12 protein-coding genes and 1 pseudogene are annotated in these 19709 nt (G+C 69.1%); 4 read left to right on the plus strand and 9 right to left on the minus strand.

Annotated features, from left to right (window positions below; all coding sequences use genetic code 11):
- The 4 genes and pseudogenes from AC13HU_RS09395 to AC13HU_RS09410 form a co-directional block, all read left to right on the plus strand.
- Positions 1-450: pseudogene (locus tag AC13HU_RS09395) on the plus strand (helix-turn-helix domain-containing protein); the annotation flags it as partial.
- Positions 451-664: 214 nt separating this feature from the next.
- Positions 665-1252 carry a Uma2 family endonuclease gene (locus AC13HU_RS09400; RefSeq protein WP_483041320.1) on the plus strand — a complete coding sequence of 196 codons (588 nt, stop codon included), beginning with the start codon at positions 665-667 and terminating at the stop codon, positions 1250-1252.
- Between the two features lie 94 nt (positions 1253-1346).
- The gene (locus AC13HU_RS09405) at positions 1347-2069 is read left to right on the plus strand and encodes an ABC transporter ATP-binding protein (RefSeq protein WP_483041321.1); all 723 of its coding nucleotides are present in this window, start codon (positions 1347-1349) and stop codon (positions 2067-2069) included.
- Positions 2066-3880 (plus strand): hypothetical protein, encoded by a 1815-nt coding sequence (locus tag AC13HU_RS09410; RefSeq protein ID WP_483041322.1) that lies wholly within the window; start codon positions 2066-2068, stop codon positions 3878-3880. The genes AC13HU_RS09405 and AC13HU_RS09410 overlap by 4 nt, the downstream gene beginning before the upstream one ends.
- A gap of 109 nt (positions 3881-3989) precedes the next feature.
- Here the strand turns inward: AC13HU_RS09410 and tuf are convergent, their stop codons facing one another.
- From tuf to rpoB, 9 genes are all read right to left on the minus strand, one after another.
- Positions 3990-5183, minus strand: coding sequence for an elongation factor Tu (tuf, locus tag AC13HU_RS09415; protein ID WP_483041323.1), 1194 nt, complete (start codon positions 5181-5183; stop codon positions 3990-3992).
- 148 nt (positions 5184-5331) lie between these two features.
- Positions 5332-7461: an elongation factor G gene (gene fusA, locus AC13HU_RS09420; RefSeq protein WP_483041324.1), complete on the minus strand. Its 2130-nt coding sequence runs from the start codon at positions 7459-7461 to the stop codon at positions 5332-5334.
- 38 nt (positions 7462-7499) lie between these two features.
- The gene (gene rpsG, locus AC13HU_RS09425) at positions 7500-7970 is read right to left on the minus strand and encodes a 30S ribosomal protein S7 (RefSeq protein ID WP_483041325.1); all 471 of its coding nucleotides are present in this window, start codon (positions 7968-7970) and stop codon (positions 7500-7502) included.
- A 2-nt stretch (positions 7971-7972) separates the two neighbouring features.
- On the minus strand, positions 7973-8344 hold the full coding sequence (gene rpsL, locus AC13HU_RS09430; protein WP_014144289.1) for a 30S ribosomal protein S12: 372 nt from the start codon (positions 8342-8344) through the stop codon (positions 7973-7975).
- A 343-nt stretch (positions 8345-8687) separates the two neighbouring features.
- Entirely contained in the window at positions 8688-9155 is a 468-nt protein-coding gene (locus AC13HU_RS09435; RefSeq protein ID WP_483041326.1) for a DUF1707 and DUF4190 domain-containing protein, read from the minus strand.
- A gap of 78 nt (positions 9156-9233) precedes the next feature.
- The gene (locus tag AC13HU_RS09440) at positions 9234-9950 is read right to left on the minus strand and encodes a TetR/AcrR family transcriptional regulator (protein ID WP_483041327.1); all 717 of its coding nucleotides are present in this window, start codon (positions 9948-9950) and stop codon (positions 9234-9236) included.
- An 11-nt stretch (positions 9951-9961) separates the two neighbouring features.
- Positions 9962-11539, minus strand: coding sequence for an MFS transporter (locus AC13HU_RS09445; protein ID WP_483041328.1), 1578 nt, complete (start codon positions 11537-11539; stop codon positions 9962-9964).
- Positions 11540-11755: 216 nt separating this feature from the next.
- Entirely contained in the window at positions 11756-15655 is a 3900-nt protein-coding gene (locus tag AC13HU_RS09450; RefSeq protein ID WP_483041329.1) for a DNA-directed RNA polymerase subunit beta', read from the minus strand.
- 93 nt (positions 15656-15748) lie between these two features.
- Positions 15749-19234 carry a DNA-directed RNA polymerase subunit beta gene (rpoB, locus tag AC13HU_RS09455; protein WP_483041330.1) on the minus strand — a complete coding sequence of 1162 codons (3486 nt, stop codon included), beginning with the start codon at positions 19232-19234 and terminating at the stop codon, positions 15749-15751.
- Positions 19235-19709 lie beyond the last annotated feature (475 nt).

The raw sequence follows: 19709 nt of genomic DNA on the forward strand, positions 1-19709 counted from the left end.
GCCCCGGCCGTGCCGCCGGAGCCCGGGCCAGGTCCCGCACCCGCACCCGCACCCGCACCCGACCCCAACCCCGGTCCCGAGTCCGGACCGGCCGCCGCGCTCCTGGCCGACCTGCGGCGGCACGACGAGCGGCTGCTGCTCAGCGAACACGACGTGCTCCGGCTCGCCCCGGCCGTCTCGGCCTGGCTGGAGCGCGGAGTCAGCCCCGATGTCGTACGCCGGGCCTTGATCACCGGGCTGCCCGACGCGCCGCGCCACCCCGCCGGACTGCTCGCCCACCGCCTGGCCGCGCTTCCACCGCCGCTCGCGGCGCGCCCGGCGAACCCGCCCGCGCTCCCGGACCGGCCCCCGCCGCTGCAGAACTGCGACGGCTGCGACCGCGCCTTCCGTTCCCCTGCAGCCGGGCGCTGCGCGGGATGCCGTACTGCGGGCACCGCGCGTGCCGCGTAGCCGGACAGGATCTGGCCGTGCGGGCCGCGTTGCCAGTCAGGCGGTATTGACACGGCCACTCTCGCTGAGGGCCGGCCGGGCACGTGGCCGTGCAGGACGGGTTCGCCGCGTCCGCCGCATCCCCCGGTCGTCGCTAGCATGGAGCGAGGGTCACCGGTCCGCGCCACCAGGAGCGCCGACGGTTCCGGCAGCGCCGAAAGACGGGAGTGTGTCGATGACCATCGCCCCGGGCGGCGCACGGCGGGACGCCCTCCAGTACCAGGCCATGCGGGACATCGTCGAACAGATGCAGTTCACCGTGCCCGGCAAGCTGGAGATCACGAAGGAAGGGATCGTCCACGACATGATGTCCCCGGGGGGACCTCACGAACTCACCGCCGCCCGCGTCAGCCGGCGCTTGGAGAAGGTCATGCCGGACGGTCTGCTCGCCCACACGGGGACGCCCGACGTGGAGGACACGTACGAAGGCGTGATGCGCCACCCCGACATCATGGTGATCGCCGAAGCGGACATGGAGGTCGAGGGGGCGTTCGATCCCCGCACCGTCCTCGCCGCCGTCGAGGTGGTGTCCCGGTCCAACCCGGACAACGACTGGGTGGGCAAGATGCGGGACTACCCGCTGCTCGGGATCGCGCTGTACGTCCTGTTCGACCCGCGTACGGGTGAGGGCGCCGTGCTGTCCGACATCCACTCGACGCCCAACGGACCCCGGTACGCGACCCGGAAGGACTTCGTGTACGGCGAGGACGTCACCATCGGAGAGTGGACGATCTCCACGGAGGGTCTGCCGCGCTACACGTGACGCGGGCCGGTCCGCGGTCGTGCGAAGCACCCTGCCATGGTGCGGGAACCGACTCGGGCGCGCCGTACTAAGGTCACGGGAATCCACCTACGGCATGGAGGCCCGCGATATGGCGGTGAAGGCCAAGGACTCGGGTGCACTGCTGCGGCTGCGGAAGGTCACCAGGAACTACGGGAAGCGGCAGGCGCTGCGGCCACTGGACCTGGACGTGACCGCCGGGAAGTGCACCGCGCTGTTCGGGCACAACGGGTCGGGCAAGTCGACGCTGCTGCGGATCGCCTCCGGCCGTGACACCCCCACCAGCGGCCAGGCGCTGTTCGCCGGGCGGCCGATCAGCGAGGACGACCCGGAGGTACGCGCCCGGGTCGCCGTGGTCGGCGACACCGTGGCCTGCTACCCCGACCTCACCGTGCGCGAGCACCTGGAACTGGTGACGGTCGCGCACGCCGTCGACGACGCGGCCGGCTGGATCGACCAGGTGCTCGCCGACCGCCGGCTGTCCGACCACGCCGACGCGCTGCCGGGCGCCCTGTCCTCCGGCCAGATGCAGTCCCTGCTGCTGGCCGCCGCCCTGGTCCGCCCGCGCGACCTGCTGGTCCTGGACGAGCCCGAGCAGCGGCTCGACCCCGATGCCCGGCAGCGGCTGGCCGAACTGCTGGTCGCCGAGAAGGAGAGCGGCGTGGCGGTGCTGCTCGCCACCCACCAGGCCGAGTTGGCCGAGGCGGTCGCCGACCACCTGGTCGCCCTGGAGGACGGCCGGGTCGCCGCCCAGGGCCCGCCGGCCGACGTCCTGCGGCAGCTCGGCGCGGGCGCATGACCGCCGGCCGCCCCTCGGCGGACACCCCCGAGGGGCCCGAACTCGCCACCCCCGACGCCGCCATGACCGGCGCACCCGGCGCACCCGGCGCGCCCGAAGCCGACGCCCCGGCGCCGGACGACTCCACGCCCGACGACCCCGCACCCGACGACCCCGACACGTACACCTCCGACACGTACGCCTCCGGCGGCTGGAGCGAGGACGACGACGACCGCACCGCCGAGACCCTTGCCTGGCTGCGGAACAAGCGCAAGGCCCACCGCCGGCAGCAGGGCCGCGACCTGGCGGTCCTGCTCTACTCCGTGCTGCTCGCCGGCGTCGGCTACGGCAGCGGCCTGGCCGTGCACTTCCTGCGCGGCCTCGACGAAGGCGCGGACTACGGCGGTTTCGGCGCCGGCCTGACCCGCGGCCTGCCCGCCCTGTTCACCGCGCTGAGCCTGCTGCTGTTCCTGGTCTCCGCCCGGGACGCCCTGTGGCGCGGCCCGGTGGTGCTGCCCGGCCCGGCCGTGGGCTGGCTGCTGGCCCAGCCGGTGCGGCGGGCGGCGGTGCTGCGGCCGTGGTTCCGGCTGTCCGCCGGGCTGGCGCTGATCCCCGGCGTGCTCGGCGGCGTGGCGGGGGCGATCGCGCTCCGTGTCACCGGCCAGGCGTCGATCGGGGCCGCCCTGCCGGCCGCGCTGCCCGCCGCGCTGTGCCTGCCGCTGCTCGCGGTCGCCTTCGGCATGGCCGTGGAGCGCCGCCCGGACCGGGCCAGGACCGTACGGCGCTGGACCGCGCCCGCCGTCCTCCTGCTCGCTGCGCTCGGCGCGCAGACCGGGCTGGCCGGCTCCGGGCACCGGGTCCGCCCGCTGGAGTGGGTCGAGTTGTGGTCGGGGCCGTGGGGTTGGGCCGCCCAGCCGGTGGTCCGCGCCTGCGGCGGCAGCGTGCCGGGCTGGCCGGTCGCCCTCGCGCTGCTGCTGGCCGCCACCGCCGCGGCGGTCCTGCTCGCCCACCGCGAGGCCGCCGCCGTACCGACCGCGCAGCTACGGGCCAGGGCCGCCACCGCCACCACCGTCGCCTCGGTCGCGTGGTCGCTCGAACTGCGCGCCGCCAAGCTCGCGTTGCTGGAGGCCGGCGGCGGCGACGCCACCCGCATGGTCCGGCTGCCGCCCCCGCGCGGCCGGGCGGCCCGGCACCTCGCCGTCGTCTGGCGCGACGCCCTGACGCTGCTACGGGCACCCGGCCGGGTCGGCCGGGCCGTGCTGTGGACGGCCGCCGCCGCGACCGCGGCCGGGCTCGGCGCCGACCTCGGCGGCGAACGGCGCCCGGTCGGCCTGGTGGTCGGCCTCGTCTGCGGCTATCTCGCGGTCGGCGCACTCGCCGAGTCCGCACGGGTCGAGACCGACGACCTGCGCCGCGCGGCCTGGTCGCCGTACCGCCTGCGCAGCCTCATGCTCCAGCACGGCATCGTGCCCGCCGTGGTCGGCGTGCTCCTCGGCTTGCTCGCCGCGATCCCCTTCGCCCTGCACGGCTCCCTTGTCGCGCTGCTCTACCTGCCGCTGTGCGCCTTCCCGTTCACCGCCGCCGCGCTCTACGGCGCCTGCCGCGGCCCCGCCCGCACCCAGCTCATGTTCCTCGGCGGCGGCTCCCCCATCGGCTCCCCCGGCCCCCTCATCTACCTCGCCTGGTACGCCGCGGGTCCGCTGGTCGCGGTGACGGTACTGGCCCTGGTCATCTCCAACGCCGCCCCCGCCACCGTCGTCACGGTCAGCGTGCTCCTCACCGCGGCCATCGCCTACGCGGCGAGCGCCTCGGCGAACAAGCTGCTCAACTAGGCAGCGGGGTACGCCCCGAAGCGGCGCACCGGGACCCCACACGCAAAGGTGCCCCACTCCGAACGGAGTGGGGCACCTTTTCTACGGCTCAACGAGCCCGCAGGGCTTACTACTTGTTGATCTTGGTGACCTGGCCGGCGCCCACCGTACGACCACCCTCACGGATGGCGAACTTCAGGCCCTCCTCCATGGCGATCGGCTGGATCAGCTCGACCGTCATGGCGGTGTTGTCGCCCGGCATGACCATCTCGGTGCCCTCGGGGAGGGTCACCACGCCGGTCACGTCCGTGGTACGGAAGTAGAACTGCGGGCGGTAGTTGTTGAAGAACGGCGTGTGACGGCCGCCCTCGTCCTTGGACAGGATGTACGCCTGCGCCTCGAACTCGGTGTGCGGGGTGACCGTGCCCGGCTTGATGATGACCTGGCCGCGCTCGACGTCCTCGCGCTTGATGCCACGAAGCAGCAGACCGACGTTCTCACCGGCCTGGCCCTCGTCGAGCAGCTTGCGGAACATCTCGATGCCGGTGACCGTGGTGGTGGTCTTCTCGGTCTTGATGCCGATGATGTCCACGGTCTCGTTGACCTTGAGCACACCGCGCTCGATACGACCGGTGACGACGGTGCCACGACCGGTGATCGTGAAGACGTCCTCGATCGGCATCAGGAACGGCTTCTCGACGTCACGCTCGGGGGTGGGGATCGACTCGTCGACAGCCTTCATCAGGCCGAGCAGCTTCTCGCCCCACTCCTTGTCGCCCTCAAGAGCCTTGAGCGCGGAGACGCGCACGACCGGCAGGTCGTCGCCCGGGAACTCGTACTCGGAGAGCAGCTCGCGCACCTCGAGCTCGACGAGCTCCAGGATCTCCTCGTCGTCCACCATGTCGGCCTTGTTCAGGGCCACCACGATGTACGGCACGCCGACCTGGCGGGCCAGCAGCACGTGCTCCTTGGTCTGCGGCATCGGGCCGTCGGTCGCCGCGACCACGAGGATCGCGCCGTCCATCTGGGCGGCACCGGTGATCATGTTCTTGATGTAGTCCGCGTGACCGGGGCAGTCGACGTGCGCGTAGTGACGCGACTCGGTCTGGTACTCGACGTGCGCGATGGAGATGGTGATACCGCGCTGGCGCTCCTCAGGAGCCTTGTCGATCTGGTCGAAGGCCGAAGCCTCGTTCAGGTCCGGGTACGCGTCATGCAGCACCTTGGTAATCGCCGCGGTAAGCGTGGTCTTACCGTGGTCGATGTGACCGATGGTGCCGATGTTGACGTGCGGCTTAGTCCGCTCGAACTTCGCCTTCGCCACTGGGGTCCTCCTGGGAGTGGATCTGTACGCCTTGGTTCATCGGCGCCAGGTGATCTTTGCTGGAATGCCGACCCAGGGCATTTCCGACACATTGTGCCGGAAATACCCCGAAAGCCTGCTGTCAAGCCTAAACGAGGTACCGGAGGTACTACTCGCCCTTGGCCTTCGCGATGATCTCCTCTGCGACGTTCCGCGGAACCTCGGCGTAGGAGTCGAACTGCATGGAGTAGCTGGCCCGGCCCGAAGTCTTGGACCGCAGGTCACCGACGTAGCCGAACATCTCCGACAGCGGAACCAGGCCCTTCACGACCCGGGCGCTGCTGCGCTCCTCCATGGCCTGGATCTGGCCACGGCGGGAGTTGAGGTCGCCGATGACGTCGCCCATGTAGTCCTCGGGGGTGGTGACCTCGACGGCCATCATCGGTTCGAGAAGCACGGGGCTCGCCTTGCGGGCACCCTCCTTGAACGCCTGCGAACCGGCGATCTTGAACGCCAGCTCGGAGGAGTCGACCTCGTGGTAGCCGCCGTCGAGCAGGGTGACGCGAACGCCCACCATCTCGTAGCCGGCCAGGATGCCGAACTTCATGGCCTCCTGCGCGCCCGCGTCCACCGAGGGGATGTACTCACGGGGGATGCGGCCACCGGTGACCTTGTTGACGAACTCGTAGGTCGCGTCGCCGCCTTCCAGCGGCTCCAGCATGATCTGCACCTTGGCGAACTGACCGGTACCACCGGTCTGCTTCTTGTGGGTGTAGTCGATGCGCTCGACCGTCTTGCGGATGGTCTCACGGTAGGCGACCTGCGGCTTGCCGACGTTGGCCTCGACCCGGAACTCGCGCCGCATCCGGTCGACCAGCACCTCGAGGTGCAGTTCGCCCATGCCGCCGATGATGGTCTGGCCGGTCTCCTCGTCCGAGTGGACCTGGAAGGAGGGGTCCTCCTCCGAGAGCCGCTGGATGGCGACACCCAGCTTCTCCTGGTCGCCCTTGGACTTGGGCTCGATCGCGACCTCGATCACCGGCGCCGGGAAGTCCATGGACTCCAGGATCACCGGGTTCTTGTCGTCGGACAGCGTCTCACCGGTGGTGGTCTGCTTCAGCCCCATCACGGCGACGATGTCGCCGGCGCCCACCGACTCGATCTCCTCACGCTTGTTCGCGTGCATGCGGTAGATCTTGCCGATGCGCTCCTTCTTGCCCTTGACCGAGTTCAGCACTGCCGAACCCGATACCAGGCGGCCCGAGTAGATCCGGACGAAGGTGAGCTTGCCCAGGTGCGGGTCGCTCATGATCTTGAACGCGAGCCCGGAGAACGGCTCGTCGTCCGACGGCTTGCGCTTGATGATCTCCTCGGCGTTGCCGACGGCGTGGCCTTCGATGGCCTCGACGTCCAGCGGCGACGGGAGGTAGCGCACGACCGCGTCGAGCAGGGGCTGCACGCCCTTGTTCTTGAACGCGGTGCCGCAGAACACGGGGGTGACGGTGACCGAGTCCGCGCTGCCCTTGGAGGCGAGCGTGATCCGGCGGATCGCCGCCATCAGCTGGTCCTGGGTGGGCTCCTGCCCCTCCAGGTACAGCTCCATCATCTCGTCGTCGTGCTCGGCGACGGCCTCGAGCAGCTTGCCGTGCCACTCCTCGGCCGCCTCGACGTGCGTGTCCGGGATGTCGACGACGTCGTACATCTCGCCCTTGGTCGCTTCGAGCGACCAGACCAGGGCCTTCATCTGGACGAGGTCGACCACGCCCTTGAAGTCGGCCTCGGCGCCGATCGGAAGCTGCATGACCAGCGGCACCGCACCGAGGCGGTCCACGATCATGTCGACGCAGCGGTGGAACTCCGCGCCGGTGCGGTCGAGCTTGTTGACGAAGCAGATGCGGGGCACGCCGTAGCGGTCGGCCTGACGCCAGACCGTCTCGGACTGCGGCTCCACACCGGCGACACCGTCGAACACGGTCACGGCGCCGTCGAGGACGCGCAGCGAACGCTCCACCTCGACGGTGAAGTCGACGTGGCCGGGGGTGTCGATGATGTTGATGGTGTGGTCGACATCGTCGAGCGGCCAGTGACAGGTCGTCGCGGCCGACGTGATGGTGATACCGCGCTCCTGCTCCTGTTCCATCCAGTCCATGGTGGCTGCGCCATCGTGGACTTCACCGATCTTGTAGGAGACACCGGTGTAGAACAGGATCCGCTCGGTGGTCGTCGTCTTGCCCGCGTCGATGTGGGCCATGATCCCGATGTTGCGGACCCTGGCCAGGTCAAGCGAAGTGGTGGCCATGTGGCTCAGTCTTCTCTCGGTCTCGATGTGGGTGGTGACTACCAGCGGTAGTGCGCGAAGGCCTTGTTGGACTCGGCCATCTTGTGCGTGTCCTCGCGACGCTTCACAGAGGCGCCCAGGCCATTGCTGGCGTCGAGGATCTCGTTCATCAGTCGCTCGGTCATGGTCTTCTCGCGACGGGCGCGGGAGTACCCGACCATCCAGCGCAGCGCCAGCGTGTTCTGGCGGCCCGGACGGACCTCGACCGGCACCTGGTAGGTCGCGCCGCCGACGCGGCGGGACTTGACCTCAAGGGTCGGCTTGATGTTCTCCAGAGCGCGCTTGAGAGTGATGACCGGGTCGGCACCGCCCTTCTCGCGCACGCCCTCGAGGGCGCCGTACACGATGCGCTCGGCGGTGGAGCGCTTGCCGTGCAGGAGGATCTTGTTGACCAGCGAGGTCACCAGCGGGGAGCCGTAAACCGGGTCGATGATGACCGGGCGCTTCGGGGCGGGGCCCTTACGAGGCATGCTTACTTCTCCTTCTTGGCGCCGTAGCGGCTGCGGGCCTGCTTGCGGTTCTTCACGCCCTGCGTGTCGAGCGAACCGCGGATGATCTTGTAGCGAACACCCGGCAGGTCCTTCACACGGCCGCCGCGCACGAGCACGATGGAGTGCTCCTGAAGGTTGTGGCCCTCGCCCGGGATGTAGGCAGTGACCTCGATACCGCTGGTCAGACGGACACGCGCGACCTTACGGAGAGCCGAGTTCGGCTTCTTCGGGGTGGTCGTGTACACACGCGTGCAGACGCCGCGGCGCTGGGGCGAACCCTTCAGCGCGGGCGTCTTGTTCTTTTCGACCTTGTCCTGCCGGCCCTTTCGGACCAGCTGCTGGATCGTAGGCACCGTTTCTCCGGTTTCTGTGTGCCGATCTCGATAAAACTAACCTGGGGCCCGACCCACGCGGTCGGGTGTGTCGCGGACCCCGCACGTATCCGAAGCAACGAAAAGTGCGTTCGGTCGGGCGCCGCGGCCTCGGTGTCCTTGTCCGGTCACATGGCACGCACAAGGACCCGGGCACACCCCAGGCACAAGATGAGAGCGTACCTACCGCATCGGCTACGGTCAAAACAAATGCACAGCGGCCACTCTCGGCCGACTGTGCCCTGGTTGACGACGGTATGCCGACGCGGTGACGCCCAGGTGTCCGGGGATGTCGGAAGCGGTCCCCCGGAGGCGTCAGGAGGTGTCAGTGGTCGGGGTTGGTGGCGACGTAGCCGACCGCGGCGACGAAGGCGAGGACGCACATCAGGCCGAGGTAGCCGAGGATGAGGCCGGCGGTGGCCTGGCCGCTGCCGGCCTGGCCGGTGCGGCGGATCTGGCTCTTGGCGATGTGGCCGCAGATGACCGCCGGGAGCGAGGAGACGCCCATGGTGAAGACGCCGAGGATGCCGCAGACCAGGGAGGCGATGGCCACGCCGTTGGTGTCCCGGACCGGCGGGGCGAAGGTGAGGGGCACGGGCGGGTAGGGCACCGGCTGCGCGGGGACCGGCGGGCCCGGGATGTCCGCGGTGATGCGGTCCAGATCGGTGTAGGTGCGCGCCAGGTAGGCCCGGCCGACCCGTTCGTCGTACTCCTCGGACCTCAACCGCCCCTGGGTGTAAGCCTCCTTGAGGACGTCCACCGCATGCTCACGATCAGCGTCACTGGCCAGCATGACTCCAGGATGCCCCAGATCGGCGGTCCGCAGGAGGAACAGCGGTGCGGTGTAGAGAAGTTGTGACAGAACCGGCTGTTACGCGCCCGCGGTCGCGTCGTCCGCGCCGCTCCCACCGTCACCGCCGCTTCCACCGTCACCGCCGGGCGTGGTGAGGGTGGTGAGCACTTCCGTGACCAGGGCGACCAGTTCGTCCTTCGGGACGGATCGGATCTCCTCGAACCAGCCGAGCGAACGGCCGAGGCTGATGCCGTACAGCGCGCACACGGCGATCTCCGCGCGGAGGCGGGCGCGGTCGAGGTGCCGGCCGTCGAGGTCGGCCGCCAGCGGCTCGACGACGCGACGGGCGAGACGGTCGCCGGCGGCCACCCGGATCTCCGGGGAGGTGTCGGACCGGATGAGCGCCTGGAGGATCGGGCCGGGACCGCGCTCGTCGGACCTGGTGATCAGTGTGTTCGTGACCTGTGCCAGCCCCCCGAACTCGGCGGGTCCCCGCACGGCGGCGTCCTCGGCCACCACCGCAGCGACGTACAGCTCCGCCTTGTTGCCGACGTAGCGGGCGATCAAGGCCGCGTCCACACCGGCGAGTTCACCGATCTCCCGGATCGTGGTGCGCTCGAAGCCCTTCTGCCCGAAGAGCTCCTGCGCCGCCCGTAGCAGGGCCTGCTTGCTGGCGGCGGCATCCCGGGACCGCCCCGCCCGCGGCCGCTCCGGCACCGCGTCCCGCGGTGCCCCACTCGAAGGTTCCCCGCCACCGGACACCCCACCCCCGGACAACGCGTGCTCGGCACTCACCCTGGCCCTCCTCAGCGGGTGTCAGAAGCCCGGTCGTCGACGGTCATGAAGCCGGAGCCGGCGAGTTCGGCCTCCTCCTCCATCATAGGGATGGCCGCGTCCGGGGCCTGCACGCTCGACTCGACCCGGCGCCCGGTCGACAGCCCCGGCAGCACGAAGCTGATGACGGCCGTGGCCACGCCCAGCGCCGACGCGATGATCAGGGCCATCCGGAACCCCGACACCTCCGGCAGCGCACTGCCCGCGTGGGTGTGCGCCATCAGCACGGCCGCCGACAGCGCGCTGCCCAGCGTCAGGCCGATGCTCCGCAGCACCTGGTAGAACCCGGTCGCGCTGCCGGTCTCACTCGCCGGCACCGCGCGCACGATGAAGCCGGGCATCGCGGCGTAGGTGAACCCCATGCCGAAGCCGGCGATCCCGGAGACCACGAACGCCTCCCACAGGTGCGCGTGCTCCAGCGCGAAGAAGCCGGTGCCGAAGGCGAAGATGAGCGAGCCGAGCGGGATCATGCTCCGCGTGCCGAACCGCCGTTCGTACATCCCGAGGAAGCGGCTGGCCACGAAGTTCGTCACCGCGTAGGGCACCAGCACCAGGCCGGAGACGACGAGCGAGGCCCCGAAGCCGTAGCCCTGCGCCGCCGGGACCTGGACGAACTCCACCACGACCGGCAGCAGCAGGTACATCGCGACGCTGATCAGGAACCCGCCGGTGTCGGCGGTGAGCACCGAGCGGTTCTTGACCTGGCGCAGGTCGATCAACGGGTCGGTGGTGCGCAGCTCGTACGGGATCCACACCGCGAGCAGCACCAGGCTGCCGGCGAACAGGCCCAGCGCACGGGCCGACGTCCATCCCCAGCCGCCCGCCTCGCTGAGCGCCACCGAGAACCCGACGACGACCAGGCTGATCAGGGTCGCGCCGACGGTGTCGAACCGCCGGGTGGGGACATCGGCGCGGCCGGGCAGCACGAAGGCGGCGAGCAGGAAGGCGCAGCTGACGGTGATCGCGCCGAACCAGTACCCGCCCCGGTAGTCGAAGGTCTCCGCGATCAGCGCGGTCAGCGGGTAGCCGAGCCCGGCGCCGATCGCGGCCGTGACCGAGAGCGTGGCGATCGCCTGCCGTGACTTCTCGGGCGCGAGGTTCCGCCGGGCGACGGCCATCGCCACCGGCAGCAGCCCGAGCCCCACCCCTTGCAGGCCGCGCCCGACGATCAGCATGGCGAAGCCGTTGGAGAGCGCGGCGACCACGCAGCCGACCACCACCGAGCCGAGCGCGGCGAGGATCACCTCGCGCTGCCGGGGCCCGTCGGAGAGCCGGCCCATCAGCGGCGTGGCGAGCGCGCCGGTCATCAGCGTGATGGTCAGCAACCACTCCGCCGTGCTCAGCGACACGCCGTCGGCGGCGGCGATGGTGGGGATCAGCGGGGCACCGAGGCTGGAGACGACCGCCATCAGCGAGCCCACGATCACCAGGGTCGGCCCGAGCAGCCGCAGCCGCAGCCCGCGCGGTACGGCCCCGGGCCCGGTGGGCCCGCCTGCTATGTCTCCGCCGATCGACACGATGCCGTCGCTCTCCCCGGTTCCAGATGTCACCCACCGATGTCATCAGACGATGACAAGAAATAACGGTAACACGCAACTATCTCGGCACCGACGGCACCCCCGGCACGGAGCCCGGCACGAAGCCCGGCACGGCCCCTGGCAGCGGCGCCCCGACACCCCGACACACGAGAAGGGCGGCCGCCCCGGAGTCCCGGGGCGACCGCCCTTCTTTCGTGCTGCGGTCCTTCAGACCGTCAGGCCCACCACTCAGCCGTTGTACGGGCCGTAGTCGTAGTCCTCCAGCGGCACCGCCTGGCCGGAGCCGGTGCCGAACGGGCTGTAGTCGATGTCGTCGTAGCCGACGGCCGAGTACATCGCGGCCTTGGCCTCCTCGGTCGGCTCCACCCGGATGTTGCGGTAGCGGGACAGACCCGTACCGGCCGGGATGAGCTTGCCGATGATGACGTTCTCCTTCAGACCCAGCAGCGAGTCCGACTTCGCGTGGATCGCCGCGTCCGTCAGCACTCGGGTCGTCTCCTGGAAGGAGGCGGCCGACAGCCAGGACTCGGTGGCCAGCGATGCCTTGGTGATACCCATCAGCTGCGGACGACCCGAGGCCGGGTGACCGCCCTCGGAGACCACGCGACGGTTCTCGGTCTCGAACCGGCCGCGCTCGACCAGCTCGCCCGGCAGCAGCTCCGCGTCGCCGGACTCGATGATCGTCACCCGGCGCAGCATCTGCCGGATGATGATCTCGATGTGCTTGTCGTGGATCGACACACCCTGCGAGTTGTAGACCTTCTGCACTTCCTGCACCAGGTGGATCTGGACCTGGCGCTGGCCGAGGATGCGCAGCACGTCGTGCGGGTTGGTCGCGCCGTAGGTGAGCTTCTGGCCCACCTCGACGTGGTCGCCCTCGCCGACCTGGAGCTTGACGCGCTTGGAGATCGGGTAGGGGATCTCGTCGGCGCCGTCGTCCGGGGTGACGATGATCTTCTTGGTCTTCTCGGTCTCCTCGACCCGGACCCGGCCGGCCGCCTCGGAGATCGGCGCGACACCCTTGGGCACGCGCGCCTCGAAGAGCTCGACCACACGCGGCAGACCCTGCGTGATGTCGTCACCGGCCACACCACCGGTGTGGAAGGTACGCATCGTCAGCTGGGTGCCGGGCTCACCGATCGACTGGGCGGCGATGATGCCGACCGCCTCGCCGATGTCCACCAGCTTGCCGGTGGCCAGCGAGCGCCCGTAGCAGTAGGCGCAGGTGCCGACGGCCGACTCGCAGGTGAGGATCGAGCGGGTCTTGACCTCCTCGACACCGTGCCGCAGCAGCTGGTCGATGAGCACGTCGCCCAGGTCGACGTTGGCGGGGGCGATGACCTTGCCGTCCACCACGACGTCCTCGGCGAGCATCCGCGCGTACACGCTGGTCTCGACGTCGTCCGCCTTGCGCAGCGTGCCGTCCTCGGCCCGATCGGCGATCCGCAGCTTCAGACCGCGCTCGGTGCCGCAGTCCTCCTCGCGAATGATCACGTCCTGCGAGACGTCCACCAGACGACGGGTCAGGTAACCCGAGTCGGCGGTACGCAGCGCGGTGTCGGCCAGACCCTTACGGGCACCGTGGGTGGAGATGAAGTACTCCAGCACGGACAGGCCCTCACGGAAGGACGCCTTGATCGGACGCGGGATCGTCTCGTTCTTGGCGTTCGACACCAGGCCACGCATACCCGCGATCTGACGCATCTGCATCATGTTTCCGCGGGCACCCGAGTCGACCATCATGAAGATCGGGTTGGTCTTCGGGAAGTTGGCGTTCATCGCCGTGGCAACCTCGTTGGTCGCCTTGGTCCAGATGTTGATCAGCTCGTCCGAGCGCTCCTGCTTGGTGATCAGGCCGCGCTCGTACTGCTTCTGGACCTTCTCGTCGAGCGCCTCGTAGGAGGCGATGATGCCCTTCTTCGCCTCGGGCACGACGATGTCGGTGACGGCCACGGTGACGCCCGAGCGGGTCGCCCAGTGGAAGCCGGACGCCTTCAGGTTGTCGAGCGTCGCCGCCACGATCACCTTCGGGTACCGCTCGGCGAGGTCGTTGACGATCTCGGAGAGCTGCTTCTTGCCGACCGCGTAGTCCACGAACGGGTAGTCCTCGGGCAGCAGCTCGTTGAAGAGCGCCCGGCCCAGGGTGGTGCGCAGCCGGAAGCTGTCACCGACCTGGTACGGCTCCTCGCCCTCCACCGGCTCCGGCGGGGTCCAGCCGCGCGGCGGGACGGTGCCCACCGGGAAGCGGATGTCCACCCGTGCCTGCATCGACAGCTCACGCGCGTCGAAGGCCATGATCGCCTCGGCGGTGGAGCCGAACGCCCGGCCCTCGCCCTTGACCTCGCGCTCCTCGGAGTCCGTGGTCAGGAAGAACAGACCGAGCACCATGTCCTGGGTCGGCATGGTGACCGGGCGGCCGTCGGCGGGCTTGAGGATGTTGTTCGAGGACAGCATCAGGATGCGGGCCTCGGCCTGCGCCTCCGCGGACAGCGGAAGGTGCACGGCCATCTGGTCGCCGTCGAAGTCCGCGTTGAACGCGGTGCAGACCAGCGGGTGGATCTGGATGGCCTTGCCCTCGACGAGCTGCGGCTCGAACGCCTGGATGCCCAGACGGTGCAGGGTCGGCGCACGGTTGAGCAGCACCGGGTGCTCGGCGATGACCTCTTCCAGCACGTCGTACACGACCGTGCGGCCGCGCTCGACCATGCGCTTGGCCGACTTGATGTTCTGCGCGTGGTTGAGGTCCACCAGGCGCTTCATCACGAACGGCTTGAAGAGCTCCAGCGCCATGGCCTTGGGCAGGCCGCACTGGTGCAGCTTGAGCTGCGGGCCGACGACGATCACCGAGCGGGCGGAGTAGTCCACGCGCTTGCCGAGCAGGTTCTGGCGGAACCGGCCCTGCTTGCCCTTGAGCATGTCGGAGAGCGACTTCAGCGGACGGTTGCCGGGGCCCGTCACCGGGCGGCCACGGCGGCCGTTGTCGAAGAGCGCGTCGACGGCCTCCTGGAGCATCCGCTTCTCGTTGTTCACGATGATCTCGGGGGCACCGAGGTCGAGCAGGCGCTTCAGACGGTTGTTGCGGTTGATCACGCGGCGGTACAGGTCGTTCAGGTCGGAGGTGGCGAACCGGCCACCGTCGAGCTGGACCATCGGACGCAGGTCCGGCGGGATCACCGGGACGCAGTCCAGCACCATGCCGCCGGGCTTGTTGGTGGTCTGCAGGAACGCGGAGACCACCTTGAGCCGCTTCAGGGCACGGGTCTTCTTCTGGCCCTTGCCGGTGCGGATGATCTCGCGGAGGCGCTCGGCCTCCTCGTCCAGGTCGAAGGACTCCAGGCGCTTCTGCAGCGCCGCGGCACCCATCGAGCCCTGGAAGTACGTGCCGAACCGGTCGCGCAGCTCGCGGTAGAGCAGCTCGTCGCCCTCCAGGTCCTGGACCTTGAGGTTCTTGAACCGGGCCCACACCTCGTCGAGCCGGTCCAGCTCGCGCTGGGCGCGGTCGCGCAGCTGCTTCATCTCGCGCTCGGCGCCTTCACGCACCTTGCGGCGGACGTCGGCCTTGGCGCCTTCGTTCTCCAGCTCGCCGAGGTCGGCTTCCAGCTTCTTCTGCCGGGCCTCCACATCGGCGTCACGCCGCTGCTCGACCTGCTGGCGCTCCACGGAGACCTGGGCCTCCAGCGAGGGCAGGTCGCGGGTGCGGCGCTCGTCGTCCACCCAGGTGATCATGTACGCCGCGAAGTAGATGACCTTCTCCAGGTCCTTCGGGGCGAGGTCGAGCAGGTACCCCAGGCGCGAGGGCACGCCCTTGAAGTACCAGATGTGGGTGACCGGCGCGGCCAGCTCGATGTGGCCCATCCGCTCACGACGCACCTTGGCGCGGGTGACCTCGACGCCGCAGCGCTCGCAGATGATGCCCTTGAAGCGGACACGCTTGTACTTGCCGCAGTAGCACTCCCAGTCCCGGGTGGGGCCGAAGATCTTCTCGCAGAAGAGCCCGTCCTTTTCCGGCTTGAGGGTGCGGTAGTTGATGGTCTCGGGCTTCTTGACCTCGCCGTGCGACCAGGTCCGGATGTCGTCCGCGGTGGCCAGGCCGATCCGCAGCTCGTCGAAGAAGTTGACGTCGAGCACTGTGTCGTCAATCCCTCTCAGGGTTGATTCTCAAAATGGTCTGAACGGGTCGCGGGAGAGCCCGTCCGGCTGGAGACCGGACGGGCCGGCCCGTCAGACCTCTTCGACGCTGCTCGGCTCGCGCCGGGACAGGTCGATGCCGAGCTCCTCCGCCGCACGGAACACGTCCTCGTCGGTGTCCCGCATCTCGATGGACATGCCGTCCTTGGACAGCACCTCCACGTTGAGGCAGAGCGACTGCATCTCCTTGATGAGCACCTTGAAGGACTCGGGGATGCCGGGCTCGGGGATGTTCTCGCCCTTGACGATGGCCTCGTAGACCTTCACGCGGCCGAGCACGTCGTCGGACTTGATGGTCAGCAGTTCCTGGAGTGCGTACGCGGCGCCGTAAGCCTCCAGCGCCCACACCTCCATCTCGCCGAATCGCTGCCCACCGAACTGCGCCTTACCACCGAGCGGCTGCTGGGTGATCATCGAGTACGGACCGGTGGAACGCGCGTGCAGCTTGTCGTCCACCAGGTGGTGCAGCTTGAGGATGTACATGTAGCCGATGGAGATCGGCTCCGGGAACGGCTCGCCGGAGCGGCCGTCGAAGAGCCGGGCCTTACCGGAGGACTTCACCATCCGGTCGCCGTCGCGGTTGGGGACCGTGGCCTCGAAGAGACCGACGATCTCGTCCTCGCGGGCGCCGTCGAAGACCGGCGTCGCCACGTTGGTGTCGGGCTCGACCCGGCCGGCGCCGATGACGTCGAGCCGCTGGGCCCACTCCTCGCCGATACCGGAGACGTCCCAGCCCTGCTTCGCGAGCCAGCCGAGGTGGATCTCCAGCACCTGGCCCGGGTTCATCCGGGACGGGACGCCGAGCGGGTTGAGGATGATGTCGACCGGGGTGCCGTCCTCGGTGAACGGCATGTCCTCGACCGGCAGGATCTTGGAGATGACGCCCTTGTTGCCGTGCCGGCCGGCCAGCTTGTCGCCGTCGGTGATCTTCCGCTTCTGCGCGACGTAGACGCGCACCAGCTGGTTGACACCGGGCGGCAGCTCGTCGCCCTCGTCACGGTCGAAGACGCGCACGCCGATGACCTTGCCGACCTCGCCGTGCGGCACCTTCAGCGAGGTGTCGCGGACCTCGCGGGCCTTCTCGCCGAAGATCGCGCGCAGCAGCCGCTCCTCCGGGGTCAGCTCGGTCTCGCCCTTCGGGGTGACCTTGCCGACCAGGATGTCGCCGGCCACCACGTCGGCACCGATCCGGATGATGCCGCGCTCGTCGAGGTCGGCCAGCACCTCCTCGGAGACGTTCGGGATGTCCCGGGTGATCTCCTCGGGGCCCAGCTTGGTGTCGCGGGCGTCGACTTCGTGCTCCTCGATGTGGATCGAGGAGAGCACGTCGTCCTGGACGAGGCGCTGCGACAGGATGATCGCGTCCTCGTAGTTGTGGCCTTCCCACGGCATGAACGCGACCAGCAGGTTCTTGCCGAGGGCCATCTCGCCCTCGTCCGTGGACGGGCCGTCGGCGAGCACCTGTCCGGCCACCACGCGGGCGCCCTCGTCCACGACGACCTTCTGGTTGAAGGAGGTGCCCTGGTTGGAGCGGGAGAACTTGGCGATCCGGTACGTGGTGTACGTGCCGTCGTCGTTGGTGACCGTGACGTAGTCGGCGGAGACCTCCTGGACCACACCGTCCTTCTCGGCCTTGATCACGTCGCCGGCGTCGACCGCGCAGCGGTACTCCATGCCGGTGCCGACCAGCGGCGCCTCGGCCTTGATCAGCGGCACGGCCTGGCGCATCATGTTCGCGCCCATGAGGGCACGGTTGGCGTCGTCGTGCTCCAGGAACGGGATCATCGCGGTCGCGACCGACACCATCTGGCGCGGCGAGACGTCCATGTAGTCGACGTCGTCGCCGGGGATGTAGTCGATCTCGCCGCCGCGGCGGCGGACCAGCACGCGGGACTCGGCGAACCGGAGTTCCTCGGTCAGCGGCGCGTTGGCCTGCGCGATGACGAAGCGGTCCTCCTCGTCCGCGGTCAGGTAGTCGACGTCGTCGGTGACCTGGCCGTCGACGACCTTGCGGTACGGCGTCTCGATGAAGCCGAACGCGTTGACCCGGCCGTAGGAGGCGAGCGAGCCGATCAGACCGATGTTCGGGCCTTCCGGCGTCTCGATCGGGCACATCCGGCCGTAGTGCGACGGGTGCACGTCACGGACCTCGAAGCCGGCCCGCTCACGGGACAGACCACCGGGGCCGAGCGCGTTGAGACGACGCTTGTGCGTCAGACCCGACAGCGGGTTCGTCTGGTCCATGAACTGGGAGAGCTGGCTGGTGCCGAAGAACTCCTTGATGGAGGCGACGACCGGCCGGATGTTGATCAGGGTCTGCGGCGTGATCGCCTCGACGTCCTGGGTGGTCATGCGCTCGCGCACGACCCGCTCCATACGGGCCAGACCCGTACGGACCTGGTTCTGGATCAGCTCGCCGACGTTGCGGATACGGCGGTTGCCGAAGTGGTCGATGTCGTCGGTCTCGACGATGATCGACCGGCCGGACTCGCCGACCGTCTCGGTCTCACCGGCGTGCAGCTTCACCAGGTACTTGATCGTGGCGAGGATGTCGTCGGTGGTGAGCACGCCGGCGTCCAGCGGCGCGTCGCTGCCGAGCTTCTTGTTCACCTTGTAGCGACCGACCTTGGCCAGGTCGTACCGCTTCGGGTTGAAGTAGAGGTTCTCCAGCAGGGTCTGGGCGGCCTCCTTCGTCGGCGGCTCGCCCGGGCGCAGCTTGCGGTAGATGTCCAGCAGCGCGTCGTCCTGGCCCTGGGTGTGGTCCTTCTCCAGGGTGGCGCGCATCGACTCGTACTCGCCGAACTCCTCGAGGATCTGCTCGGTGGTCCAGCCGAGCGCCTTGAGCAGGACGGTGACCGACTGCTTGCGCTTGCGGTCGATGCGGACACCGACCATGTCGCGCTTGTCGATCTCCATCTCCAGCCAGGCACCCCGGGACGGGATGATCTTGGCGGAGAAGATGTCCTTGTCGGAGGTCTTGTCGATGGAGCTGTCGAAGTAGACACCCGGCGAGCGGACCAGCTGCGAGACGACGACACGCTCGGTGCCGTTGATGCAGAAGGTGCCCTTGTTCGTCATCAGGGGGAAGTCACCCATGAAGACGGTCTGGGACTTGATCTCGCCGGTCTCGTTGTTGGTGAACTCGGCGGTGACGAAGAGCGGGGCGCCGTAGGTGAAGTCGCGCTCCTTGCACTCGTCGAGCGAGTTCTTCGGCGGCTCGAAGCGGTGGTCACGGAACGTGAGGGACATCGACCCGGAGAAGTCCTCGATCGGGGAGATCTCCTCGAAGATCTCCTCCAGACCGGACTTCCTGGGGACGTCCTGCCCACTGTCCAGGGCCGCCTCGACCCGAGCCTTCCACGCGGCGTTGCCGAGCAGCCAGTCAAAGCTCTCGGTCTGAAGCGCGAGGAGGTTCGGAACTTCGAGCGGTTCACGGATCTTCGCGAAGGAGATGCGCAGCGGGGCGGTGCTTGCGGCGTTGTTCGAATTGGTGGTCGAGGCGTTGCGCGAGGCGGCCAAGAGGGGGTCCTTCCGAGGGCTCGGACTCACTACGCGCGTACCGGACCGAACCCGAGCGGAAGAGAAAAGCCCTGATGACAGGCTTCCTCACGAGTGCTCGGACACGGGCATACCCCTGGTGACGGGCCAGGCAGCAGCTAACAGGCAGCGCAAAGGGTCAGTGTAGCCACTTGGCCCACTGATGTCCAGGCTGAGATTCGGAGTACCGAATCGTCGCCCCCTCCGCCTGTCTCATCGTCCGCGATACCCGGCCCTCGGAGCCCGGGTCCCGCATCCGTCATCCCTGTCCTGCCTGCTGCGCGCCCGGCCGGAACCGGTCACTCAACCACCATCGCATCCATTCCCGCTTCGCCGACGATCCATGCATCCGGCTCGCGAAGAAGTGTGGAGCCGATGTGTGCCGGATCGGGTGACCGCGTGTGGCAGCGCGTCCTGAGAATTGCGCGCCGCGTGCCATCCGTCAAGGCCCAAGCCT

The organism is Streptomyces sp. NH27 (genome assembly GCF_056859195.1).